This window comes from Reichenbachiella sp., assembly GCF_039944555.1.
Classification (GTDB): Bacteria; Bacteroidota; Bacteroidia; order Cytophagales; family Cyclobacteriaceae; genus Reichenbachiella.
On sequence record NZ_JBDUYN010000016.1, the window covers coordinates 431,073 to 456,553 of the forward strand.

Below are 25,481 nucleotides of genomic sequence, written 5' to 3' on the forward strand. Positions count from 1 at the left end.
TGTGGATCTGGCATCCCCTGCCCACACGTAACAATCTTAACAAAGGATTAAAAAATTTATTTACCCTTGCCCATTATAAGGTCGTTTTTATGGAAAATTTGTTCAAGTTTGGCTTTAAGGAGATCATTGAAAAGTTGTATAAAGTTGGTGAAATTGATTGGCTAAATTTATTTTATCACTATATGCCAGAATCCATAAAGCAAAAACCGCATCTTATGATTTGTAGCAAAACAAAACTAGACTACTCCGAGTTGTCCGATTACAATATTCTTTTGAAGAATTAGTTCATATGAAATACAAAATACCTCTAATGAAAAACGCCTTCCTTAAGGAGGCAGAAACCAAAAAGGCCTTAGCTGACTTTATATTGTCTACTGATCGACTAAGCATGGGAAATCACTGCTCAAAATTTGAGGTCTCATTTTCAACAAAGCAACAACGGTCAAATGCCGTCTTATTCAATAGCGGAGGAAGTGCTAATTTGGCGATGCTCCAGGCTTTGATCAATCTAGGTCGCTTAAATACGGGAGATCCTGTCGCCTATTCTGCATTGACCTGGTCTACCAACACGATGCCAATTATCCAAATGGGTCTTGAGCCTATTGCCTTGGATTGCGAATTAGATACTCTGAATGTCTCAAGTCAAAAAGTTAAAGAAAGATATGAAGAAGTACCTTTTAAAGCCCTCTTTATAACCAATGTTTTGGGGTTCACAGCTGACATTGACCAAATAAAAAAGTTTTGTAATGAAAATAACATCCTTCTTTTGGAAGATAATTGTGAATCCTTAGGTACGGTGTTACCGCAGGGAAGGACAGGGAATTTTGGAATTGCCTCCACCTTCTCCTTTTACGTGGCACATCATATGAGTACCATCGAGGGTGGCATGGTATGTACAAACGATAAGGAATTGGCCGACATGCTTAAAATAGTAAGAGCCAATGGCTGGGACAGGAATCTGGACAAGAAAAAGCAGGACGAACTTCGTGAAACCCATAGAATCTCGGACTTTGAATCAAATTATACTTTCTACGATCTGGGCTACAATCTAAGACCTACAGAAATTACAGGATTTCTAGGTAATTATCAGCTTCAATTCCTTGACCATACGATAGACTTAAGAGAAAAGAACTATTTGGAAATAGAAAAGGCCATCAGTGAAAATGATGACTTTCATAATTTGGATCATGCACATATTTTAAAACTGTCTACCTTCGCCGTTCCGGTGATTTGCAAAACAAAAGAGCTTCGACAACACTATCTCAACAGATTTGATAGCTCTGGAATCGAAACACGACCGATGATAGCAGGCAACATGCAACGTCAGCCTTACTACACAAAATATGTGAAACAGCTTTTCGAATTATCAAATACCGATTTGATCCACAGCAACGGTTTCTATTGTGGTAATTACCCAGAGCTCTCAACAGATGATATAGCTTTAATTATTTCTTGTCTTGAAAAATAAATGATTGTTGTAAAAATAATAGGAGGGCTTGGAAATCAGCTGTTTCAGTATGCACTAGGAAGGCATCTGGCTATCAAAAATCAGACTGATCTCTTTTTGGATTTGAGAGCATTTGATCACTATTATTCACTGCATAAGTATGCGCTCGGACATTTCAATATTAAAGCACCTGTTGTGTCAAAAAAAGAGCTTCAGGAATTTTCGGCAATAAAAAATCCTTATCGGCGATTTTTAAGAAAACTCTCAAATTTGCAATCGCCATGGCGGTTTTTAAAGGAAAATAATGATGGTTTTTCAATAAATATCCTGAATTCATCTGGGAATATCTACCTAGATGGGTATTGGCAATCTGAAAACTATTTTGCAGGTATCCGGCCCATAATTCTTGAAGAATTCAAAATCCAGTCCGACATATCGGACAAAACAAAGGAAGTCAAACGTCAGATGGAATCTCAAAATTGTGCCAGCATTCATATCAGGAGAGGAGATTATATCTCAAACAAAAAAACTAACGCTGTCCATGGAACATGTGATCTCCAGTACTATCGAAGCGCAATGAGCAAATTGGAATCTCTTACAGACATAGATTGTTATTTTCTCTTTTCAGATGATATTGCCTGGGTAAAAGAAAATTTACATTCTTCCGTGAAGGCAATTTATGTCGATCATACCGATGCCAGTACCAACTATGAGGACCTCTTTCTTATGAGCAATTGTAAGCATCATATCATCGCCAACAGTTCGTTCAGCTGGTGGGGGGCCTGGCTCAATGACTATGTAAACAAGATAGTTATTGCTCCAACCGTTTGGTATGTGGATAGCAGCAAAAAAAGTGCTCATATTATTCCAAAAGGCTGGATCAAATGTTAGTCCTGATAAACAAAGAAATGAGTTAAGAATAGTTATGGTTCCAATATCCGTTCTTTTACCGGTTTATAATGCTGAAAAGTATCTTGGAGCATGTTTGGAAAGCTTACTTAACCAATCATATTCCGATTTCGAATTGATTATATTCAATGACGCATCTACGGATAATAGTCTGGATATTATTCTTGCTTATGATGACCCAAGAATTAAAATTATTAATTCTCCAACGAATCTTGGTTACGTCGCACATTTAAATCACGGGATCGCAATAGCCAAAGGAAAATATATTGCTCGAATGGATGCCGATGATATCAGTATGCCAAATCGTTTTGAAAAGCAGATCTCATTTCTTGAGCAAAACCATGATTATTCTATCTGCGGAACCTGGGTTGAGCCCATTGACCAACCCGTCGAAAAAAAGATATGGCAACTGCCATCAGAGCACCCAGCCATTCTCATTCATCACTTCTTTTATAACACAGCAATTGCCCATCCGTCAGTTATGTTTCGAAAGGAAACAATTGATAAACATCATATACGGTATGACCCATCATTTATGCCGGCCGAAGACTATGAATTGTGGTCACGTATCTCAAATTTTACCAAATTCAAAAATATTACCGAGCCCCTGTTAAAATATCGACAACATCCTGATCAAATAAGTCAGGTTCAAGAGAAGAAAAAAAAAGACGCTCTTACAAAAATAAGGAATACCCAGTTACAGCTATTGGACATCGAAGCGTCAAACAATAGTCTTGCACTTAGTACTGCTATTTCAAATCGGAATTTTTCTGATTTGGCCGCTGACATTGATGCTACCGAAAAATGGTTGATGCAAATGTGTCACGCCAATCAACGGATCTCCTTCTTCGATGATCAATTATTCAACCGCGAATTGGGTTACCTTTGGTGGATGGTTTGTACCACTGCAGCAAATACAGGAGGTCGAAAAATACTAAAAAAATACATTTCCTGTATGCTAAGAGACTACTATCAACCCTCACAATATGCCCTAATTAAGTTCCAATTGAAAACTTTTCTGAGCTCTTGAAGCCCAACATCACGATAATTGTAACCTGCTTCAATGCAGAAAGGTACCTAGCAGATTGTCTAGATAGTATTCTCAACCAAAACTATGAAGCATGGGAGGTTTTTTTTGTTGATGATGCATCTAATGATCAATCTTTGGGAATAGCAAGAAAATATGCTACACAAGATCAAAGATTTAAAATCATAGAAAATCAGACTAATATTGGACATTATGCCTCCATAAATAAAGCACTTGGAATGACTCAAACTGAGTTTTTTTCAAGGGTGGATGCTGACGACACCATTCATCCTGACTACCTAGTCAAGTGTATTGAGGTTATTGCCAGCACTTCAAAAATTGGAGCTATTTTTGTCAATTTTCGCTACTTCAATGAAAAAGGAGAAAGTTCAGACGACTATCCTAAGCTTGTGTCAAACAAGGCTTTTGGGATCGACCAACTGCTACCCGAAGGTAAGCTGAAAAGAAGCAGGTATTATTTTGATTCATCGCTTTCTGATTATTTTAGAGGAATTGGTATAATTCGAACAGATCTCGTGAACAAACTTGGCGGATTCGAAGAATGGATTAGTGAGTCTGATATACTATTATACCTCAAAATAGCTTGTAAAGCCAACGTGTTTTGCCTCAATGATAGACTTTACAGCTATAGAAAACATTCAACATCAGCAACATCCAAAATTTCTGAGAATGGGCAAGACTTAAACTGGAAAAAAAAGTTTTTGATTGAAGCGAATGAAGTTTTACTTGAAAATAAAATACTAAGTGCGAGAGAACACAAGAAACAAAAGCAATCAATTGTCAATGAATATCATCGCCACAAGATCAATCGGGCGAGGAAAAAGTTAAATCTCCCCAGTGCACTCATCCACGCTATCAAATTAATGATCAATCTATTTCGCTAAATGCAGAGTAAAGTATTTGCCATAATAGTTACATACAACGGCTCTCAGTGGATTCGCCAATGCCTGAACAGCCTGAAGGATGATATTCCTCCAGAGCAAATCATAGTTGTAGACAATAATTCTACCGATCCTACGGTAGCCATAATCAGAGAAAATTATCCTTCAGTCCAACTATGGCTTCAAAAGCATAACTTGGGCTTCGGCAAGGCAAACAACTTAGGGATCAAGCACGCACTGGAAGAAGCTGCGGACTATGTTTTACTACTCAATCAAGATGCGTGGCTGGCTTCGGGAACGTTGCAAAAGATGCAAGAAACCCTTCAGGCTAATCCGGAGATAGCTATTCTTAGTCCTTCTCAATTTGATGGATCCCAAAAAGAACTAGATCATTTATTTTCAACTTATCTCGAAAAAAAAGTTCAACAATATAATAATCTGACCTTTGTGCCATTTGTAAATGCAGCCATTTGGCTGATGCCAAGGACAACTTTAGTAAAGGTTGGTGGGTTTGATCCATTATTCCCGCATTATGGTGAGGATGTCGATTTTGTGAACAGATGCCACTATCTTGGATTAAAAATAGCTATTCAAACAAACCTGAGTGGATATCATGATCGGGACTCTTCAAAAATATTGCCTTTGACGAAAAGAAAATATTTTGAATTCATCAATGCCTTGGTGGAGCTAAAAAACATTAACAAGTCATTTATTCGATCTTTGATGATTTTTGTGCTTCGAACGCTCAGATACTTCTTCGGAGCGATCTTTAAAGGCTGGTTAACCAGCGCTAAAGACGACTTGATAACTTTGGCCAAAATTACCGTGCAGATACCACAGATTTTGCTGAGCAGAAAAAAATGCGCTTCGAAAAAAGGTAATCGCCTATTTCTTAAATAAACCGGTCCCATGTCAATTAGAGGAAAAATAATATTTATTACGTCAAACGAACCCTGGGGCGATATCTGGTACTCCAAACAAAACTATGCCTATGAGTTGTCAAGAACCAATACCGTATATTTTGTTGACCCGCCAACCAAGAAAAGTCTGTTCAATTGGTTTAATCTGACGTTTAGAACCAAAAGTATTACAGAAAATTTGACAGTTATTCAGTATGAGCACATCCTGCCATATCTGAACAATACATTCAATCTACTCAACAATAAGTTGATATCCAGTAGGTTCAAACATTGGATTGAAGAGCAGGGAATCTCTGACTTTATTTTTTGGTCTTTTGACCCTATCCGATTGTATAACCCCAAATTATTAGGTGCAAAGGTTTCCATCTTCCACTGTGTCGATTATTTCTATTTTAAACATTTAGGTGAACGGGAATTATGCCAAAACAGTGACTTGCTTTTTGCCACTTCACAGCTTTTTCTGGACAATTATTCGGAATTCGACAAGCCTAAACATGTAGTACCACATGGGATTTCTGAAGACGAATTTGAATTAGAAACGAGCTTAGGTGGAGAACATCAACTTGAGATAAAAGACTTTGGTCTATACATTGGCGTGATAGATCATCGTATGGATTTTGAACTCTATGAAAAACTCATCATCGAGTACACGAAAGTACCATTCGTTTTCGTTGGACCGGTCAGGCCTCAAAAGAATGAAGCATTTAAGAGAGTCTTTGAAGAAAAAAAATACCCAAATGTGCATCTTCTTGGTCCTAAGCATTTTAAGACACTAAAATACTATATCGCTCAGGCTTCATTCTGTCTTTCGCTTATGGATATGAATTTTCACATGAACACCGTTCATCATCATAAAACACTCGTCTATCTATGTCAAGGTAAACCTGTATTTAGTTTTATATTTGAAGAATATAAGCATCTTGATGGAATCATGAACTTATCCAATAGCCATGAAGGTATCTTAAACAAACTTGGCGACTATCTAAGGTCCGGCGAAGCTGAATCTTTAGCAGCGGACCGAATCGCCTATGCTCAAAAATTCACATTCCAAAATATTATCAACAGTGCCGGACGAATCATCGAAGAGTTTCAAAAATGAAAAATTAGTTTCGGTAGTGATTCCTTGCTACAAGGCTGAAAAATACATTGAAACCACAGTAGTATCCGTATTGGAACAAACATATCAAAACCTTGAAGTAATTGTCGTAATAGATGGTTCTCCCGAGAATGAAATTGAGGTTCTAGAAGGGCTGTCAAAAAGAGATCTTCGACTAAAAGTTATTGAACAAAAGAATCTAGGAGTATCCCAAGCACGAAACAATGGATATAAAGTAACAAAAGGTGATTATATTTCTTTTCTTGATTCTGACGATGTCTGGCTGCCTAATCGACTAGAAAAACTTATCAATAAATTTGAAAATGGTAATTTTGGCTTAGTGCAATCAGACGTTGAAGTAATTGATCAAAATGGGAGGCGTACAGGTGAAATAAAGCACGGAAAAGAGGGGAATGTCCTTGAGGATTTACTTCTATGGAATGGGGATGTCATCAATGCCCCGAGTAGTGTTTTGGTCAAAAGAGAAGCTTTGGAGGAAGTAGGTCTATTTGATCATGAGTTGTCTACCGCGGCTGATCAAGAATTATGGTTCAGAATTGCCAGTAAATACGAAGTTGGATTAGTGTCAGAACCCTTGTCCTATTATAGGAAGCATGAGGAAAACATGAGCTCTAATATTTCGCTGTTAGAAAAGGATCATCTCATCGCATATAAAAAAGCTGAAAAAAACGGCCTGTTTAAAAGTAACTCATTTAAAAATCAATGTTTTTCTAACATGACCATGATTATTGCCGCTTGCTGGATTGGCGACGGAAAAGACTTTGCAAAAGGTTTGAAACTGTTAATCAAATCGATATTACTCTACCCACCAAATTCATTTAAATTAATGAGTATAATGAAAGAGAGGCTAAATCGAGTGTAATGATGGAAAACAAACCCGTAACATCTTCTCATCTCATTGTATTTATTTACAATAGTTTTTTAGACCCTCTGTTTCAAAATATATTGCTGGACTATATTAAAACCCTCAGCAACTCGAAAAGGATTACTTTTCACGTAATCACCTTTGAGCAGTCTCAATACAAAATCGAAAAAGAAGAACGACTAAAATTATCTCATGAGTTGAGAGCTTTGAACATCAATTGGTATCCAATGCAGTTTCATACTGGGCAATTTCTCTTATTCAAAAAGGGTGTAGATTTTTTACAAGTTGCCTGGCTAATAGCTAGGCTTAAGATTGCAAAAGGAGCCAAAGCAATTTTAGCCTTTGCTAATGTATCTGGGGCGTTTAGCTATATATTTTCTCGATTATTCCGGATGCAATTGATCATCTATTCTTATGAACCTCATAGTGAGTTTCTGGCTGAGTTAGGCTTATGGGATCGTCGATCGTTAAAGTTCAAGCTACTTCAATATTTTGAATTAACAGCCGGTACTAAAGGTGAATATATAATGACCGGCACGCGTCATATGGTCGATCGATTGACCATTGAAAAGGCCAGGGGGCAATTGTTCAGAGCCCCAACCGGAATAGATAAAGAAAAATTTTACCCGATTGATAACAGTGGACTGCGAAGCGAACTCGGCATAGCCAATAGAAAGGTGCTTTTTTATATAGGTAAATTCGGAGATCTGTACTATTCACATGAGATTCCCAGGCTTTTTAAGCTAATTCAGAAAAGACTGCCAGAGCTGTTTTTTTTAGTAATTACGCCAAGCGACCTTTCTGAGGTTAGTTCCTACTTTGGCCAATACAATATAGATTCAAAGGACTTTCTACTACTCCCAAGTACATTTACTCAACCCGAAATCAATTTGTATATCAATGCTTCCGATATATGTCTCAGTGCCGTACCACCGTCCCCCTCACAAAAATTCCGATCGCCGACCAAAGTCGGCGAATATTTGATGTGTGGTAAACCTTTTCTTACTTGCGCGGGCGTCTCAGAAGATGATGAGTTTGCCAGCAAGCGCAAAACCGGAATTGTTCTTCAAGACTTTTCAGAATCATCCGTTAATCGCGCATTGTCTGAAATCGAGCATATTTTGAATGAACCACATTCAGATTTACAAGAGAGGTGTCGAAATACGGGAATTGAATACCGAGACAAAGACAATGTGATTTCCATTCTGGACAGAATTCTCGATGAGATATATTACAATTGTAAGAAATAAGAAAATTAAATGAAACTAGCATTAGTAGTGGGTGCAAGGCCCAATTTTGTAAAGATCAGTCCATTGATTAAAGCTATTAATGAGCACAATAAATCCACTCTTCCTCAAATTCAATACATTCTAGTACATACCGGACAGCACTACGATTCGTTTATGTCTGACTCTTTTTTTCAATCTCTTCAAATTCCAAAGCCTCATTTCAATTTGGGTATTGGATCTGGTACTCATGCTGAACAGGTCGGAAACACTATGATTGCTTTTGAGAAAGTCCTAAAGTCAGAACAGCCTGATTGGGTAGTAGTTGTGGGTGATGTTAATGCAACTCTCGCCTGCTCAATAACGGCCAAAAAAGAGCAAATCAAAGTTTGCCATATTGAGGCAGGCCTTCGGTCTGGAGACATGACCATGCCCGAAGAGATTAACAGATTAGTAACTGATCGCTTATCAGATCTACTACTTACACCTGATCAACTATCGTCCAAAAATCTTCGACAAGAAGGAACAGATGTTGATAAAATAAAAATGGTCGGAAACATTATGATTGATACGCTCAACGATGCACTCGAAACTGCTGGCATGCTTGAGCTAGATGAAATTATTCAAAGAAACTCGGCCGATGAAGTCAATAAAAATCCTGAAGCAGATAGTTATGCACTTATCACCCTGCATCGGCCTTCAAATGTAGATCAGGTTGAAGATTTGACTAAGATTGTACAGTTCTTTATTGACCAGGCTGCAAGTCAGATACCTTTGGTGTGGCCTGTTCATCCCAGAACATTGAAAAATCTGGAAAGATTTGAACTCTTGGAAACGCTCCGAAAAAACAATAATATTATCTTGCTTCAGCCATTAAATTATTTTGATATGCTCAAATTAAACAGCCAGGCAAAAATGGTTATAACTGATAGCGGTGGACTGCAAGAAGAATGTACCGTACTAGGCACCCCCTGTATCACCATGAGATTCAATACCGAACGGCCTATTACCTTACAGGAACATGGGGGTACGTCCGTTTTGGTTGGAAACGATTTAAGCAAAGTAAAACTATCATTTAATGCTGCCCTAAATCAAAAAAGAGAATCCAGAATTCCTGAACTATGGGATGGACATGCAGCAGTCAGGTGCCTCGCTGAGATAATTAAATATTAACCGAAATGAAAAAAAGGATAGATTCCTTATTAAGAATTTGTAATATCCCTATAAGGGAGAAATGGGAAGAATACGTTGGAGAGGGTAAATATTCATTATACCAATACTGGAAGGTATTAGGCTTAATTGATGCTGGAACTCTTGAAAGAATAAATCTATTCAAGGATGACCTCAGACCAACCATTGAAATGATTAACTATTTCAAAACCCTGGACTTCCATTTTAGGCCTTCTTGCTATATCAATAAGGAAGTAGCAGATGTTGGAAGTGGTTTTGGGTTCATTACTTTTTTTCTCCTGCTGTCAGGTGCAAAAAAAGTCTATTCAATTGGAGACCCTGTTCGTATTGGATTCATCAAAAAACTTTATGAAGCAGCTATCTCAGAAAACCTTATTGATGAAGGTTTGATCTCATTTAAACCAGAATTTATCAAGACAAGTGATACTACATTAGATTCAAATATTGCGGATGGTTCTCTTGGCCTTGTATTATTAAATGATACACTTGAACATATTACACCAAGAATTTTTCCTTCATTAGTTAAATCAAGTTATAATAACCTCTGCAGAGGAGGCAAATTCATCTCCAGACAACAAAATACAGATTCCAAGTCTATGCTGGCAAGACTTAGAAAAGTTTGGGAAGAGGTTGAAAAAAATTGTTTGATAGATCAACGTGTAACCCTGATTAACGAATCTGTTGGTGACATAAGCACAGAAAACACGCTCAAGCTTGCCCTTTCGACCAGGGGCTTGGATTCTATAGATTTTTACGAGGCAATCAAAACCTACAAGCAAAAGGGGCAGTTTCCTTCACATGACACAAATATTCCTCCAATTGATATATTAACTGATGTACCTGAAGAGGGAGATACTGGAATAGAACGCATCTGTACAGAATTTAAGAAATGTGGGTTTTCGAAGGTAAAGGTCTATCCAGATTTGATGAGCTCTCGAAGGTCCAGATATTTTCAACCACTAGCCAAACAACTGCCAGGTTTGTTTCTGGGCTCAGGTATTTTCGATGATACTACGGTGTTCAACATGACCAAATGATTCAATTGCGTAGCTTACCCTTCTTAGTTGGTGACTTTTTTTTGATAATAGCCTTTCAATGTTAACCCAGTATTAGTCCAGGTAAAAATGTTGTTTACAATAGATTTGACTAATTTCAAATATCCATTTTTTTGAATCTTCTTGCGCAATCTTTCATCTGAGTTATTCGCATCAATTATTCTTTCACTTGAAGTACCTTTCGAAGTTTTAATCCTAGTTATACTAATACCATGAGACCGAAATTTAGTGTTTACCATACCATGAGCACGCATGAGTCTATTGAGCGTCTTCTTTGTATAGTACGTGAGGTGTTCGGGGTACTTAATGACATTATAATTCGATTTGAGATAATACCTCATCAAAGAATTAAAATTAGGCGTAGTGCAATAAAACAAACCATCCTTTCTTAGCAATTGGCTAATGGATTTCATTTCCTCCATTGGATTATTGATGTGCTCGAGAACTTCAAATGAAGTCACTACGTCAAACTCTTCGCTATTAAAATCATTAACATCGAGAACCCCTTCTTTCATATTTATTCCCTTATCTCGACATAATTGAATTGCAGTTTCAGAGTATTCTGTTCCAAAGGCGGTCCACCCCCTTTTTTTTGCTTGCTCAAGAAAAAAACCTGCACCACATCCTACATCTAAAATTTTTCCGGTCTTTCTGAATTTTTCAAATTCGTCCAACAAATTATTGTAACTTTCTATGGTAAGCGGAGATAAATATTGTTCTCGCCCATATGAATACGCACTATAATATTCATTCAACTCCTCACCAGTAGGTATTTGACGCATAAAAACAAAAGAACAATTTTTGCATTTTTGCAAACCATGAGATTCATAGCCCTTTAAAACGTACAAATTCTTACTTGAACAAAGCAAGCAATTTTCAAAATAGTCTTTAGAGTCTGCCATTGTAAATGTTGGTCTACGTAATTTTGAAGACGAAAATACCGAGATTTTTATACACTGTATATCTAACTAGGATAATTATATTATTTGTTGGGTACCAATCCAGAAATTGAGTTTTTTACTCAATTAGCTCATAAAATCAACTGATTAGGAGAGAATCTTCTGCTATTGCTTCGGTTTGTACCTCCTGGAACTTTGGTTTTTTTGAACATGCTTGATGAAAAATAAACACTATTTAAAATCACCCATATTATGGAATCAAAATACTTAAATGGATAAAAGTACTTTGTCTTAAGATTATCTTAATTTGCCTATCAAAATAATCCATTCTTAAAGAATAATAGAAATGCTCGGGACGGAGCATCGGAACATAATTCAATTAAAATACCATACACTGTGGGCCTAACAAATATAGATTTCTTAATAGTATTTCTTCTTTCTCCTGTCAGTATTTCAATCGCGTCATGTGCTATCGGATATTTTGTTATCCAATTATTTAACATTCAGGTATCTCAGTATTTTACGTCCATTACATGCTGGCTAATCGGATTGGTCATATTCAATACCCTCGCATCTATCGGAATAACGAAAGGCATTACGGTACAAATCTGTTTTATTCCTATTTTACTATTCCTTCTAGCTCTTAATCGCAAAATTAGTCATAGAGCTAAGTTCAATATGAGGTTTTTAGGAGAATTGCTAGTCCCGGTTCTTTTGCTAAACTTTATTTGGTCCTTTTTCTTCTTTTCCTTCTTTTATTCTTTTTTGACCAATTCGAGTACGGAACAAGCCTTATATCAGGACATTTATTATTACGTAAGAGTATCCGAAAGCATATGGTCAAGTGGCCATGAAAATATTTTAAACGGATTAAATTTTAGTTCCACTTTTCAAGGAGGGACTACACCTTACCATTATTTCGAATTATATCAAAACCTTATACAAAGTAAAATATTTAAAATAAGCTCTTTATGGTCATTTTTAGTTAGCGTACCCATTGTTTATGCATCAATATCCAGTTTACTCATTATATCAATAGTAAGAACTGCCTCTCAAAGCAGAATCCAGTACTTTCTTTATGGCTTAGGGATATTATTACTATTTGCTTCCGGGCTGAATCTAATACCCATATCCTACACGGAGAAGGGCGCTTATTCGCAAAATATGATGAATCATGTTACGCCAAAATATGCTGGCATGTTTATTATCCTACTCCTGTCCAGTTATTTTGTCTACATCAAAAAATATAAACATGCGGCTATCATACTTTGCAGTATTCAAGTATTGACATTCATGATGACCCCTGTTGTGTTATGGGGTACTTCGATTGGTAGTTTAGTTTTACGCATTTTTAAAAAAATCAGTACTCGTGATCTATTGCAGATTGTATCTTTCGCCCTATTTACTACCGTATCTACATTTGCTTTTTACTCACTGACCTCTATTCCAACAGAATATCAGGGCCTAGCCGTAAATTACAGTGAAGTCTTTAATGGTTTACTAAATAATTTTCCTTCTACTATCAAAAAAATATTAGGGACCCATTTCTATTATTTATTGGACTATCTCATTTTCGTTCTTCCAAGTCTTATAATCCTTTATTTCAATAGGAAAAAATTTAATAAGCTTAACGATATCATAGATCCCATTATTTTTATCTTTATTTTATTCGAAGGAGGCATAGTTTCTACTTGGTTGTTGTATGACTATCATGGTGAAGGTTGGCAGCCACAGTATTATACCTTGTGCGTCGGAAGCATAGTCTTGATTGTGTGGAGCTACCTGACCCTCAGCTCCGTTAATAAAAATCACTCAAGGTACTTCTTGCTTATTATGATCATTGTGTGCCTGATAAATCTTGGAAACACTTTCACCAACCACCGTATCACTAATGACAAGAGGTTTGCGAAATATGATGTCTCCAAACTCTTTTTTAACGAAGCAAAGAATATCTTCTCAAATAAGGGGAAAGTCGCAGTGGGGTTTTTAGAAACGGATCCAATTTCTCCATTAGTATATCCTATGGGCAATATTTTGCTTCATATCAACTCACAAATCAACTTAGAGTGTATTGATTTGAGCATCATCAATTCCGACAACGGTAATTATAAAATTTGCTCCTTCTCTGAGTATGTAAAAAAGCATAGATATGATAATGATATTCAAAAAATGCAACTCGAATTTATCGAACAAAACAATATTGAATATTTTATTGGGTATGGAGCATTAGATAAAGAGTCAGCTTTATATCTAAATTCTGAGGAGATACTTCGAGATTCACTTAGCTCCCTTTACATTCGTAAAATCAGCCCTCAACGGTTACAGGTCATTCAAAGAAATCTACATCAATTTAGTTTGTAGTTAGTTTTTTTCATTACATAAAAAAACTAATCGGTGTGCAGAAAACAAAAATCAGCAAAATCGAATGTTAAATGAATCAGTATAAGGATGTTAAATAAGAGTAACCGAATTCATGTCAGATGCCTAATCAACCGATCAATCACATATTCAATCATATTCTGATCCATAGGATAGAATAAGGGAATCAGAATACTTCTGTCACTCAATTCTTCCGATTTAGGTAGATAATATTTTCGCATATCACTATAGGCCATTTCTTCGTGTATGTTCATTATTCCTCTTCTACTTGCAATTCCATCATCTAGAAGGCGCTGCATTAATTCATCTCTCGATATTTTACAATCCTGTTTCAAAAAAATTGAATAGGACTGATAGTTTGAAAACTTCCCTTCACGCTCTATAGGAAGCCTGACGTTTTCAATAATGCTCAAACGCTCATTATATGTTTGTGCAATTTCTCTTCTATTAGAGACGATAAGGTTCAGTTTTTTCAATTGTAAAACACCAATAGCTGCCTGTATATCGGTCATTCTATAATTAAATCCAACCTCCGAATATTCTTCGAAGATAACTTTTTCAGACTCATGCCTTAGTCTATCATTTACCGACATGCCGTGTTGCCGAAGCAGTTTTAGGCGGTCATAATATTGTTTATTCGAAGTGGATATCATTCCACCGTCACCGGTTGTAATTACCTTTCTTGGGTGAAATGAGAAACATACTAAATCAGAGTGAGAGCCAATCTTCTTATGATTGTAAGCCGAACCAATGGCGCAAGCGGCATCCTCAATAAGGATCAGATTCTTTTCATTGCATAATTTTTTAAAAGAATCAATATCCGCCGGCATTCCTATTTGATGTACCAGAATAACTGCTCGAGTCTTTGAAGTAATTTTAGACTCAACATCTTCAATATCCAAGTTATACTCTTCATTCACCTCAGCAAATACGGGCACAGCATTCATATACATAATGCTGTTCGCGGTAGCAATAAACGACATCGAAGGGCATATTACTTCGTCTCCCTCTTTAATGCCTGCAACGATTAATGCCAGGTGCAATGCAGTAGTGCAACTCGAAACAGCCACTGCATATTTACTACCTACGTAATCAGCAAAGTTCTTTTCAAACTCCTTCACTTTTGGTCCTTGGGTAACCCATCCACTTAATATGGTATCGTAGGCCGCCTGCGCCTCCTCTTGGCCCAACGGGGGTATTGCTATGGGAATCTTTTTCACAATCAATTCTTATTTCACCTCCCAATTTAATAAGTCCACCTCTTTACTTAGATCTTTATCTTTGCTTAGTGCTATGTAAAAATCTATTGTTTCCTTCAATCCCTCCTCAAAGTTTTTTCCTTGAGCTACATCAATCAATCTGTGCAATTTTGAATTGTCTACCCATAAACGGGGAACATCGGCAGGTCTGGGTTCAAGATAATCAACCTGTACTTGGTAATCTGGCATTAGAGTTACTACTTTTTCGAGCAAATTCTTCATAGTAATTTCAACCCCTGTACCAATATTAATGGTTTCACCTGTTAAGTTCTGATAATTTGGCAACATGGCGAGCAAGTTGGCAGTATCTTTCACATAGTAAAAATCTCTTGTTACGCTGCCATCACCAAAAATGACTGGGCTTTCTCCATATATCGCCCTTACAATAGATCGGGGAATGATCTCTCCGCAATCACCCTCATAATGCGCTCTCGGTCCATAATTGTTAAAAATACGCAGGACCGTAGTATCTAGTCCATAGCATTCATTGTATGAATTAGTATAGTGCTCACCAGCTAATTTACTCGCACCATACACGGTTAATGGGTAAGTTGAATCTGTTTCCTTAATTGGGAAATTAATTGCTTTTCCATAAATCTCACTTGTCGATATGTAGTAAAATTTAGAGACTTTTGCATTAAGAGCTTCCTTCAGGATGATTAATGTTCCTTCCGCGTTTACCTGATGATTTTCAAAAGGCGAGTGAATACTATGACGAACACCTAAACACGCCAAATGATAAATTATATCCACTCCATGGATGGCTCTCTTCACATCTTCGGTATTTAGAATGTCTCCTTTGATAAAGTGAAATGTTTCATGTTCTAAAGCTTTGGACAAATTAGAAAGCACACCATTTCTCAAATTATCCAATCCAAGCACTGTGTGTCCATCATGTAGCAGTTTGTCAACCAAATGCGAACCAATAAATCCAGCTGCACCCGTTACTAATATTTTCTTCATCTTCTATCCTTATTGTGGGTTATTTCACGAAAATGCCAACAGTATAATTCCAATCAGTATCACAAAAATTCCTACCAATCCTACCAAAGATAACAACTCGCCAAAAACGTAATATCCAATTGTCGTCGTCAATATAAAATTTATGCCAATTGAAATTGGGATCACTTTACTATATTCAAATTGAGACAAAGCCTTGAACAAAACGAGAGAACTCCCAAAGATGATCAAAAAGCCCAAGATTACTTTCCAATTCAACAGAAGCTGAATGTAATCACTTGCTGTTATCAACTTTCCATAGGCATTAATAGCACTTTTAATCAGAGCTGCACCAATGACGCTAAAAAGCGCATATAATGACGAATAGGTGATTAAGTATAAATTCATTTGATTATTTCTTCAATGACTGATTCAGGTCTCTTATTTAATTCATCAAAAATCCGCCAAATATATTCTCCAATTACTCCAAGCATTCCTATCACGATGGAAAAAAGAAATGACATGATAATTATCGTCGATGCGTAACCCGGTACTGCGACTTTTCCCAGCAAGGCACCAATGGCTACCTTAACTCCATACAAAAAACTTAGTAGAGCTCCTAAAACACCGATGGTCACTGCTATACGCATAGGAGCAATTGAAAAACCTAAAAATGAATCAATAAACAGCTTAATTTTTTTTGACATTGACCACTTGGAGGTGCCGTAACCTCGTTCTGGTCGATTATATTGTATAATAAATGGTTTGACACCTAGCCAGTGAGCATACAATGATCTATTGATATTTTTCGAGGTATCTCTGATAAGGGGTAGAAATTGTGAGTCCCAAAACATAATATCAAACCCGTTTTTCGGATAATCTGGAATTAAAAGAAATTTCACCAAGCGGTAGTAGATAGAGGCAAAAACCTTCGTAGGAATGGGATCCTTCCGTTGGCTATTTCGTTGACAAATGATGTGTTTGTAGCCTTTTAACCACTTGTCGACCATAGTCAAAACAAGTTCCGGTGGATCTTGCATATCGGCAGCATAAATAGTAAAGGCTTCTCCAGTTACATATTTCATTCCTGCATTGGAGGCTGCAACCGCACCAAAGTTTCTTGAAAGTTTGATTAACGTAATATTGTTTTTGTCCTCTTTAAGAGCTTTTAACGTCTGCCAGGTCTCATCCGCTGATCCGTCATCAATAAAAATGTACTCTAGTTCAACCTGTTTCGGCTTTAGCTTCTCCTCAACTCTTGTGAAGGCCCTCGTTAAATCTTTGAGGCATGCCGCGTCTTCAAATACCGGAATTACAACTGAAACCTGCTTCATTCGACTATTTTTTTGAAAGTTTGTTCGTCATAATTTTGTAGATCGAGCTCCAAGCCTAGTTGCAAGATTGTACGAGCCCCAAATCCCTCCTTCTGATCACTGAGACCTAAGTTAAGTTTTTTACCCCCATTTAAAGTCGTTGTTCCAAATTCGAACCATTCTTTGTCTACGTAGACCTGATCAATTAATACATCAAACAGATAATCGAGTGCACCAACAATTTTACCCTCTCTAGTTGATGCTATATATTGCGCCCTGGCTACTCGATCGGTCTCAAATATCAACACACCTGCTAATAACTGATCATTTTGACTCACTTCAAAAAGTCTTATGCTCTTTGGAAAATGCCTATGTAAATAAGTGATTTCTTCCAACGAATGGACCGGAAGGGTACCATGATCTTTTAACAGTTCGCCAAGAATCATCCAATAATTAGTAAAATTTGTATTCTCCGCAAATTCCAGATTTGATGCTAATGCCTTTTTTATGGCTCTTTTTCTTCGGCTCTGATAGGACAGTCTTTCGGCCATTTTGATATGCGGCAAAAGATCGGTCCGGCTAATACTAGCCCCAGCACGAAACATACAAAACAAAAAATCATCGTTGGAAATCAAGGCATACGAAGCCGGTATTGTCTTTACCGAAAGACAACCAAATCCTTGCTTCTTTAGATATAAAATCAAACTGCTAAAAATATCAATATAATGGGATAGATAAACGTCCCTTTTTACAACCACCCCCCCGTACGTAAGTCCCAGGTGAGAGTAGTAATTGTTATTTCTTACTGTACCAGGTAACACGGCAACAAGATTTTTATCTTGATAGCACATGAGTGATAAATCTAGAAATTTATCACCATGATACTCAACAAAATCTCTTTTCAAATGAAAGGTTCCATTTTTACTATGATCTATAAATTGATCCCATTCATTTTTTTTTGCGGCCGTGTACTTGCTAATATCTATTGCTCCTGCCATATCGCATATCCAAATCCGGAAGCCCCATGTTGATTACCGTTATAAAAGAGATACTTCCCATATTTTGTACTTACAACGCATGGATAGCACACCATTTCACTATCCCATCCTTCTTTTGACCTTTTTATGTCCATTAAGTAGTCTTTGCGCTCCCATAAAACCCCATCGGTAGATTCGGCATATCCAAGCTTGTACGGTTCATTTGTCGAGCGGATCGAATAGTATAATTTATAAACGCCGTTCTCTTTTATCAACCAGGGCCTTCCAAAACCAAATTCACCTTCATGCTCAAAATTGAGTACAATATCGGATTTACCGTTCCAATCCAAGCCATTTTTCGAATACATTTTACGCAAAATATACTTGGGATACTGTTTGTTATTCCATGTGAACCATTCATTCGCCGACACATAAATCATCATGTACCTACCATCATCTTTTAATATAGTTGACGCTGATCTTAAATATGGCTCATTGGTAGTCCTATCAAGTATGGGTACATTTTGAGTTCTAATAATAGTGTCATCATCAAGTATCTCACCAAGACCTGCAAAATACATATATGGTGTTTTCTCTGTTCGCTGCACTCCGAAATAGTACATATAGGTTTTTTGCTCAATAGAGATTACCGCACTTGGACAAATACCGCTATCATCAAAGGTTCCTGGTGAACCAATATCTATTACTGGTTCTGCATGAACATATAGAATGTGCTTAGGATCTTCGGCGGATACATCAATGTAGGAAATTCTTCCATCCATTTTATCATCCATTGAGTAATAGTATATTCTCAATTTCTCATCACTCAGGAGGTAGGCCGTTGGTATTCCGCAATACTGTTTATTCCAATATTGCTTTTTATCATTCACAAAAATTCTTCCTTTTTTTTTCCAGGGCATGTCAGACTTTATAATAATCCTTAGCTGATTTGGATTGAACAATCTTCGTTCCTTTCAGGATCGAATTCTCTGGAATATTTTTCACTACTAAGGCACCAGAAGCAAGCAAACAATCATCTCCAATGTCTATTGCATTGTTGACCGTAGCATTAACGCCTAAGAAGCAGTTCCGCCCAACATTCACGCCTCCAGATATGACGACGTGAGAGGAGATAAAACAATTCTCCTTAATTACAGAATGGTGTCCAATGTGATTACCACTCCACAGCACTACATTATCCTCAATAGATACAAAGGGTTGCACTGTGTTATCTTCAAAAATAAAAACATGCTCACCCAATTGAACATTTCTCCAAACAAAACTACGACTACTTATGTAGGAGGCCAACGGATACCCTTTCGCCTTAGCAATATCCTTTATTTCAGTTCTTAGTCTGTTTAATCTTGTGTAGACACTTGCTGCATAAAAGAAATGGTCTTTGGGGGAAAAGTGGTCTTCTACCTCCTCAAAAGGCACTATGGGTAATCCGAATAATTCCGACTTTTTTAGATACTCCTTGTGAACGCAAAAACCCACAACCTCAAAATCTGAATCATGGGTAAAATATTCGTATGCTATCTCCGCAAATTCGGTATAACCAAATAAAACTAACTTATGCTTTTTCATGATTTAATGTTTGACAAATAGAATATCCTCCCTTCTATTACCCATAGGCAGCTCCTGGGGTTGAGGCATTAGATAAGATTCGATCCCCGAATTTCTGGCTCTGGACAGCAGGCCATAGATAACGCCATCATCCATGGTATTATATGGAAGGGTATAGTTGTCCAATTTAGGAAGAGAGTCCTCCTTACTGTTTTCCTGATGGTATCTAACCCCTGCCTCCGAGTTAAAAAATCTATTCTTTTTGTTGAAATTAGGTAGATCACCAAGCAAAAACTGGCCTTCATCAGCCAATAGGCTAATGGCCTGATCAACAAAGCTGTTGTACGGGAGTGAGTCAAAAACATAGTGAAATACACTATAAGACAAAATTACATCTACTTTTCCACGAAATGAATCTATGAAATCCTGCATATCCAACGGAAATTGACCGGAAACTTTAACGATAAAATCTTTGTCAGGCAATAAGTCTAACATATCCTCACTATCAATTAGAATAAGGGTGTGTCCGTGAGTTTGGCAGTGCTCAATAAGCATCATGGGCAGATCGCTACAGCCTGCACCAATGTCCAAAATAACCTGACCAGACTTTTCCAGATTGGTCAATTTACGCAAGATGTCTTTAAAAATTATTTTCTCGAATCCCTTTCGTAAATGATTAAAAAAACCAATTTTTTCATACTTCGATAATTCCTTATCTTTTGCCAGCTTCTTGAAGTCCTCAAAATCTAGATTCTTTTTCTCAAACATATTATAAAAATAATTCAACAATGCGTAACTCCTTTGATTTCATCAGCTTTTGTTCTATGAGGTGGATAATCCGGTAAATGTACCTGTCAAGTTCACAGCTAAGTTCATTATATCCGGTTACCTGCCGATAGATATATTCTGCTCATACACAACATCCGTTTTACCTATTCCCATTTTTGCTTTTTTCAAAAAATCGACAAGTCAGGTTAGGAGATTGTTTGGAAATATTCTGCCAATATTTGTTCATTAAAATATTGTTCACCTTCTAATTGTAATTCTCCAACTTTTAGCCCGGCAGCCTGTAATCTAATAATAGGATCATGGCCAATTGCAGAGGGCAAGACACCCATGTGCCCACTATCTACATGCCTTGGAAATAAATGAATAAACTCGTTCAACCGAGTCTCATTCATTTGTCCTACCACACGTAATATAAGCGGGGAGTCAATGGCCGAGATAATGTCCTTTACTTGAAAGGGCTCATTAGAAGTTCCAATCCACTCTTCAAGCAATGGAAAAGTAGCCCAGATTATTCCTGCACAATCCCTATAATCGTTCGGAATTTTCATCTTAGGAAAATCTCCGATCCAATCTATTGCAGTCAAGTCATATTTAGATTTGTTTCCCTTCAAGTCACAAACAGCCAACTTTTCACAAAGGCCCGATATCCCACGACTGATATACGCACCGAAATCGTTATTACAGATCAAAATAAATTTGTTATTGAGTAGAGACAAACCTGAGTCATGTATTAATTTAATCACCATTTCTGGTAGATAATCAAAAATACCAACATCAGAGTGGCGCTCATTCGTACCTGCTAAGGAAATAGAGTTTCGCGAACAAAACTTGACATCCACATCATCCGGTCTTAATTCCCAAGTTTCATACATCAACGGAATAACCACCCCAGGTTTAGCATGTGAAAGTAGATCCTCATTTAGTGGGCGTAGGTGACCAGAGTTTGTAATTATATCTGCACGGAAAATTATTTGAGGTGTTAATTCGTCAATAATGTTTATATCCAATCTGTTATCCCCGAATTGATCAACTAGCCCTTTCAGTTCGCGTCGGACCTGATTCACGCTACCATACTTGGTTTCTTTAGTATATGCAAAAACTTTTGCACCAGCTAGGGCAGCAATTATGGCAGTTACAGAATAAGGCCCTGTAGCAGCTTCGGTTAACACTACCTTACCCTGTAAATTCAAGTTCAGTCTTTTGATTGCACCAAGAATCTTACTTTTGACCATTAATCGAATAATTATTTAACGTCTCTATTACATGAGACACCTCTTCATTACTCAATTCGGCAAACATGGGAAGTGACACACAATGAGAAGCCAGATTTTCTACATTTGGTAGTGAGCCTACCTTATACTCCAGATAAGAATACGCTTCTTGTAAATGACAGGGAACTGGGTAATGAAGAGCTCCTTGAATATTGTGTTTCGCTAAATACTGCAAAAAGTCATATCTATCAGAAACAATAATTACAAACAAATGATAAACAGAATCACAAAATTCTTCTTGCTTTTGCATTCTAATATTTGAGTTGCGTATTTCACCAAAATACCTTTTGGCAATGTCTCTTCTTTTTTCATTCCAAAGCCCAATGTATTTTAATTTTACGCTCAGTGAGGCAGCTTCAAAGCCTCCCATTCGCATATTGTATCCCAATTCAATATGAGTATATTTTTCTACACTTCCATGATTTCTTAGCCTTTGCAGGCGCTCGGAATAGGCCGCATTATTAGTGGTAATCATTCCTCCCTCACCACATGCACCCAAATTCTTACCAGGGTAAAAACTAAAACAGGCTAAATCACCAATAGATCCTATTGGCTGGTCCATATAAGTAGCTCCATGTGCTTGAGCAGCATCTTCAATCAAAAATAGATCATGTTTATTCGCAATTGCCTTCAGCGAGTTCATATCACAGGGTTGTCCATAAAGGTGCACACCAATAATCGCCTTTGTCTTAGAACTTATTGCTTCTTGGATTTTTTTAGGATCAATTTCCCAAGTATCTTCCAGACAGTCAACGAAGATTGGAGTGGCTCCAACATAGGAGATGGCCCAGGCCGTGGCGATAAATGTGTTACCTGGCAAAATAACTTCATCTCCAGGTCCAATATTCAATACTACTAAGGCCAGATGTAGAGCATTCGTTCCGTTATTTACAGCTACTGCATGTTCAACCTGACAGAAGTTAGCAAAACTCCTCTCTAACTGAGCCACAAATCGACCGCCTGAAAAAGCCGTATTGTCATATACCTGTTCAAATGCTTCGAAAATTTCTTCCTTCAAGGAACGGTGCTGGTTTTTTAAATCCAGACAAGGAATACTTGTATCTATTTTCAAACTCATATATTTTATTTAATCATTCTGATCAATTTTGCAGGGTTTCCTGCAAAAACTGCATTGTCTGGCACATCTTTGGTAACAACAGAACCTGCCCCTATTAGTGCGTTTCGGCCGATAGTAATACCTCCCAAGATCGTAACACTCGTTCCAATGGAGGCACCTGCCTTGACTAAAGTTTTTACCATTTGCCAATCTTTTTCTGTTTGCATAGTACCATCAACATTGACGGCCCGAGGACAAAGATCATTAATGAAAGAAACGTTGTGTCCAACAAAAACTCCATCCTCAATAGTAACTCCGGTACATATAAATGTATGGCTCGATATTTTACAGTTTTCTCCGATAATGCAGCCTGCTTGAATTTCAACAAAGGTTCCAATTTTGGATCCTGCTCCTATTTGACAATCATATGCATTTACAAAATCATAAATTTTTACTTGCTCACCTATTTTTATATTCTTCAGGTTTTGCCTTTCATTATCAACATTAATATATTTCATATACCTAAAGCGCTATCTCTTGTCCATTGTTTTTTAATGATTTCTCAGCAGCGTCTAATATTCGGACCACTTGCATTCCAATATCTGCATTCGAATCAGGCTCTTTACCCTCAACAATAGCCGCTATAAAATCTTGTGCCATCGCAGAAAGTGCTTCTGTGGTGCCTACCTTGGGTACAAAAATATCTCCAACTCTATAATCGGCAGTAAATTCATCTTTTTCCTGATCCGATCGAACCCTAAAACCAGTATCATAGATCTTAATTTTCTCTGTTGGCTCCATGTCATTGAACACCACCATTTTCTTGCTTCCCCCTATTAGCATTTGTCTTATTTTGACCGGAGAAACCCAAGAACAATTGAAGTGCACAATAGTATCGTTGTCATATTTTAAAGTCAAATACGCAATATTCTCAATATTATTTTCAGTGTGGGAAATGCCGGCCGCCTGCACTGTGAGTGGCAATGCATTCATCAAATAAAAGCATATAGAAATATCATGTGGTGCCAAGTCCCAAAGCACGTTCAAATCCTGCTGAAACAGGCCAAGATTGACCCTGGTTGAATCAATATAATTAATTTGTCCGTATTCTCCTTCGTCAATTTTTTTCTTAAGATAACTCACTGCACCAGTGTATAGAAAGGTATGGTCGACCATAAGAACCTTTCTTAATTTATCGGCCATTCTTTTAAGCTCCTTTGCTTTTTCAAATGAATCGGTCATAGGCTTTTCAACCAAAACATGCTTATCATTCTCAAGTGCTTTCTTAGACAGGTCATAATGAGTATTAATTGAAGTAGCAATTACAACTGCGTCTATTTCAGGATCTGACAATACCTCCTCGTATTCGGAAACTACTTTAATACCGGGATATAAATTAGAGCATTTTTTAGCTGATTTTTCTTCCCTCTCACAGACATATTTAACTGTACAATTTTCCAGGTTATTGAAGTTACGGACAAGATTCTTTCCCCAATAGCCATATCCAATTATTGCTAATTTTACACCCATTTTTTTGACTTGATTAAAGGCTCAAATCTAATCCATATTTGCTGCCTACAATACCCTCTCAATGGTTTTTTTCAACCAAAAATATTTGGTCAGGATGAATTTTAAGTCATCTCAATAGGCACTATTTGAATAAGATTTCAGATTGCAATACCGTCCCTTATTCGCAACTCATCGTTTCCAAGCTAAAAGGACAATGGATTAATCACAGGTATCGTCTACCCATCGGGCTCTAAAACTATTACATGTCTTGATTAAAGATCAAATACTAATTGAAAAATATGAAAAGAAAAATTATCTCGATATTTGCGTAGATAAGAGATTAGTGGTTATTGATCTTCAACTAAAATCTATTGTTCATCTAGATAAAAAGTCCATTTATCGAATTATCATAGGCAATACCCGAAAATAATAATACTTTTCCCTTATTTCTTATAATTTTTAGACTGACACACAAGAGGTTTAGCAGTATGAGGCGTTGGATTTTCCTATTTATTTTAGTTACACCCAAGTTATTTGGGCAATGCCCAACTATTGACCTGACCGTTCCTTCTACCTCATGCATTAGCGAGCCGATAAAAATAATCAATAGTACGACAGGTGCTACATCATACGAATGGGATTTTTGCCCTGGAGATCTGCTGGAAGATATCACCGCGGAATCAGCTGGGACTCTTTCAGGAATTTCGAGTGTAAGAGATATTACCGCTGTGAATATCGCCGGTGAAGGCATTTATGCTTTCGTTGTTGCTGAAAATGCCAAGTTACTCAGAATCGAATTTGGACTAACTGTTGATACTAATTATACCACCACCGACCTTGGTAATCTTGGCGGTTTATTGAGCG

Annotated in this window: 25 protein-coding genes; 12 read left to right on the forward strand and 13 right to left on the reverse strand. The window is 37.1% G+C overall.

The genetic code is table 11. From position 1 onward, the window contains the following. The first annotated feature begins 310 nt into the window (after nt 1-310). From ABJD64_RS24310 to ABJD64_RS24355, 10 genes are read left to right on the forward strand one after another with little or no spacing between them, the layout of a single operon-like run. Nucleotides 311-1,468: a DegT/DnrJ/EryC1/StrS aminotransferase family protein gene (locus tag ABJD64_RS24310; RefSeq protein WP_348181451.1), complete on the forward strand. Its 1,158-nt coding sequence runs from the start codon at nt 311-313 to the stop codon at nt 1,466-1,468. Beyond that, nucleotides 1,469-2,338 carry an alpha-1,2-fucosyltransferase gene (locus ABJD64_RS24315; protein ID WP_348181452.1) on the forward strand — a complete coding sequence of 290 codons (870 nt, stop codon included), beginning with the start codon at nt 1,469-1,471 and terminating at the stop codon, nt 2,336-2,338. After that, on the forward strand, nt 2,280-3,386 hold the full coding sequence (locus ABJD64_RS24320; RefSeq protein WP_348181453.1) for a glycosyltransferase: 1,107 nt from the start codon (nt 2,280-2,282) through the stop codon (nt 3,384-3,386). Before ABJD64_RS24315 ends, ABJD64_RS24320 begins: the two co-directional genes overlap by 59 nt. After that, entirely contained in the window at nt 3,383-4,288 is a 906-nt protein-coding gene (locus ABJD64_RS24325) for a glycosyltransferase family 2 protein (RefSeq protein ID WP_348181454.1), read from the forward strand. The genes ABJD64_RS24320 and ABJD64_RS24325 overlap by 4 nt, the downstream gene beginning before the upstream one ends. Beyond that, nucleotides 4,289-5,185, forward strand: a complete 897-nt coding sequence (locus ABJD64_RS24330; RefSeq protein WP_348181455.1) for a glycosyltransferase family 2 protein — start codon at nt 4,289-4,291, stop codon at nt 5,183-5,185. A 9-nt stretch (nt 5,186-5,194) separates the two neighbouring features. After that, entirely contained in the window at nt 5,195-6,304 is a 1,110-nt protein-coding gene (locus ABJD64_RS24335; protein WP_348181456.1) for a hypothetical protein, read from the forward strand. After that, complete coding sequence (locus tag ABJD64_RS24340) at nt 6,270-7,184, forward strand: glycosyltransferase (RefSeq protein ID WP_348181457.1); 915 nt, start codon at nt 6,270-6,272, stop codon at nt 7,182-7,184. The genes ABJD64_RS24335 and ABJD64_RS24340 overlap by 35 nt, the downstream gene beginning before the upstream one ends. Beyond that, nucleotides 7,184-8,437 carry a hypothetical protein gene (locus tag ABJD64_RS24345; RefSeq protein WP_348181458.1) on the forward strand — a complete coding sequence of 418 codons (1,254 nt, stop codon included), beginning with the start codon at nt 7,184-7,186 and terminating at the stop codon, nt 8,435-8,437. The genes ABJD64_RS24340 and ABJD64_RS24345 overlap by 1 nt, the downstream gene beginning before the upstream one ends. Nucleotides 8,438-8,446: 9 nt before the next feature. Then, the gene (gene wecB, locus ABJD64_RS24350) at nt 8,447-9,586 is read left to right on the forward strand and encodes a UDP-N-acetylglucosamine 2-epimerase (non-hydrolyzing) (RefSeq protein WP_348181459.1); all 1,140 of its coding nucleotides are present in this window, start codon (nt 8,447-8,449) and stop codon (nt 9,584-9,586) included. 5 nt (nt 9,587-9,591) lie between these two features. After that, the gene (locus ABJD64_RS24355) at nt 9,592-10,641 is read left to right on the forward strand and encodes a class I SAM-dependent methyltransferase (protein ID WP_348181460.1); all 1,050 of its coding nucleotides are present in this window, start codon (nt 9,592-9,594) and stop codon (nt 10,639-10,641) included. 23 nt (nt 10,642-10,664) lie between these two features. On the opposite strand, the gene ABJD64_RS24360 is transcribed toward ABJD64_RS24355, so the two are convergent. Further along, nucleotides 10,665-11,441, reverse strand: coding sequence for a class I SAM-dependent methyltransferase (locus ABJD64_RS24360; RefSeq protein WP_348181461.1), 777 nt, complete (start codon nt 11,439-11,441; stop codon nt 10,665-10,667). A gap of 1,281 nt (nt 11,442-12,722) precedes the next feature. Here ABJD64_RS24360 and ABJD64_RS24365 point away from each other — a divergent pair. Next, nucleotides 12,723-13,919, forward strand: coding sequence for a hypothetical protein (locus ABJD64_RS24365; protein WP_348181462.1), 1,197 nt, complete (start codon nt 12,723-12,725; stop codon nt 13,917-13,919). A gap of 110 nt (nt 13,920-14,029) precedes the next feature. Here the strand turns inward: ABJD64_RS24365 and ABJD64_RS24370 are convergent, their stop codons facing one another. The 12 genes from ABJD64_RS24370 to ABJD64_RS24425 all read right to left on the reverse strand — a co-directional run bounded on the left by ABJD64_RS24370 (nt 14,030) and on the right by ABJD64_RS24425 (nt 24,638). Then, entirely contained in the window at nt 14,030-15,157 is a 1,128-nt protein-coding gene (locus tag ABJD64_RS24370) for a DegT/DnrJ/EryC1/StrS family aminotransferase (RefSeq protein WP_348181463.1), read from the reverse strand. Between the two features lie 9 nt (nt 15,158-15,166). Then, nucleotides 15,167-16,159 (reverse strand): SDR family NAD(P)-dependent oxidoreductase, encoded by a 993-nt coding sequence (locus ABJD64_RS24375; protein ID WP_348181464.1) that lies wholly within the window; start codon nt 16,157-16,159, stop codon nt 15,167-15,169. A gap of 24 nt (nt 16,160-16,183) precedes the next feature. Further along, the gene (locus ABJD64_RS24380; protein WP_348181465.1) at nt 16,184-16,543 is read right to left on the reverse strand and encodes a hypothetical protein; all 360 of its coding nucleotides are present in this window, start codon (nt 16,541-16,543) and stop codon (nt 16,184-16,186) included. Continuing rightward, entirely contained in the window at nt 16,540-17,469 is a 930-nt protein-coding gene (locus ABJD64_RS24385; protein WP_348181466.1) for a glycosyltransferase, read from the reverse strand. The genes ABJD64_RS24380 and ABJD64_RS24385 overlap by 4 nt, the downstream gene beginning before the upstream one ends. Further along, nucleotides 17,466-18,446 (reverse strand): hypothetical protein, encoded by a 981-nt coding sequence (locus ABJD64_RS24390; RefSeq protein ID WP_348181467.1) that lies wholly within the window; start codon nt 18,444-18,446, stop codon nt 17,466-17,468. Before ABJD64_RS24390 ends, ABJD64_RS24385 begins: the two co-directional genes overlap by 4 nt. Next, on the reverse strand, nt 18,431-19,345 hold the full coding sequence (locus tag ABJD64_RS24395; protein ID WP_348181468.1) for a hypothetical protein: 915 nt from the start codon (nt 19,343-19,345) through the stop codon (nt 18,431-18,433). Before ABJD64_RS24395 ends, ABJD64_RS24390 begins: the two co-directional genes overlap by 16 nt. 1 nt (nt 19,346) lies before the next feature. Next, nucleotides 19,347-20,012, reverse strand: a complete 666-nt coding sequence (locus ABJD64_RS24400) for an acetyltransferase (RefSeq protein ID WP_348181469.1) — start codon at nt 20,010-20,012, stop codon at nt 19,347-19,349. A gap of 3 nt (nt 20,013-20,015) precedes the next feature. Then, nucleotides 20,016-20,759 carry a class I SAM-dependent methyltransferase gene (locus ABJD64_RS24405; RefSeq protein ID WP_348181470.1) on the reverse strand — a complete coding sequence of 248 codons (744 nt, stop codon included), beginning with the start codon at nt 20,757-20,759 and terminating at the stop codon, nt 20,016-20,018. 206 nt (nt 20,760-20,965) lie between these two features. Next, nucleotides 20,966-22,012 carry a hypothetical protein gene (locus ABJD64_RS24410; RefSeq protein WP_348181471.1) on the reverse strand — a complete coding sequence of 349 codons (1,047 nt, stop codon included), beginning with the start codon at nt 22,010-22,012 and terminating at the stop codon, nt 20,966-20,968. Further along, nucleotides 21,999-23,129: a DegT/DnrJ/EryC1/StrS family aminotransferase gene (locus tag ABJD64_RS24415; RefSeq protein WP_348181472.1), complete on the reverse strand. Its 1,131-nt coding sequence runs from the start codon at nt 23,127-23,129 to the stop codon at nt 21,999-22,001. Before ABJD64_RS24415 ends, ABJD64_RS24410 begins: the two co-directional genes overlap by 14 nt. A 5-nt stretch (nt 23,130-23,134) precedes the next feature. Continuing rightward, on the reverse strand, nt 23,135-23,626 hold the full coding sequence (locus ABJD64_RS24420; protein ID WP_348181473.1) for an acyltransferase: 492 nt from the start codon (nt 23,624-23,626) through the stop codon (nt 23,135-23,137). A 4-nt stretch (nt 23,627-23,630) separates the two neighbouring features. Beyond that, nucleotides 23,631-24,638 carry a Gfo/Idh/MocA family oxidoreductase gene (locus ABJD64_RS24425; RefSeq protein WP_348181474.1) on the reverse strand — a complete coding sequence of 336 codons (1,008 nt, stop codon included), beginning with the start codon at nt 24,636-24,638 and terminating at the stop codon, nt 23,631-23,633. A 467-nt stretch (nt 24,639-25,105) separates the two neighbouring features. Between ABJD64_RS24425 and ABJD64_RS24430 the strand changes: the two genes are divergently transcribed. After that, the coding region (locus ABJD64_RS24430; RefSeq protein WP_348181475.1) for a hypothetical protein at nt 25,106-25,481 on the forward strand (376 nt) is incomplete at its 3' end.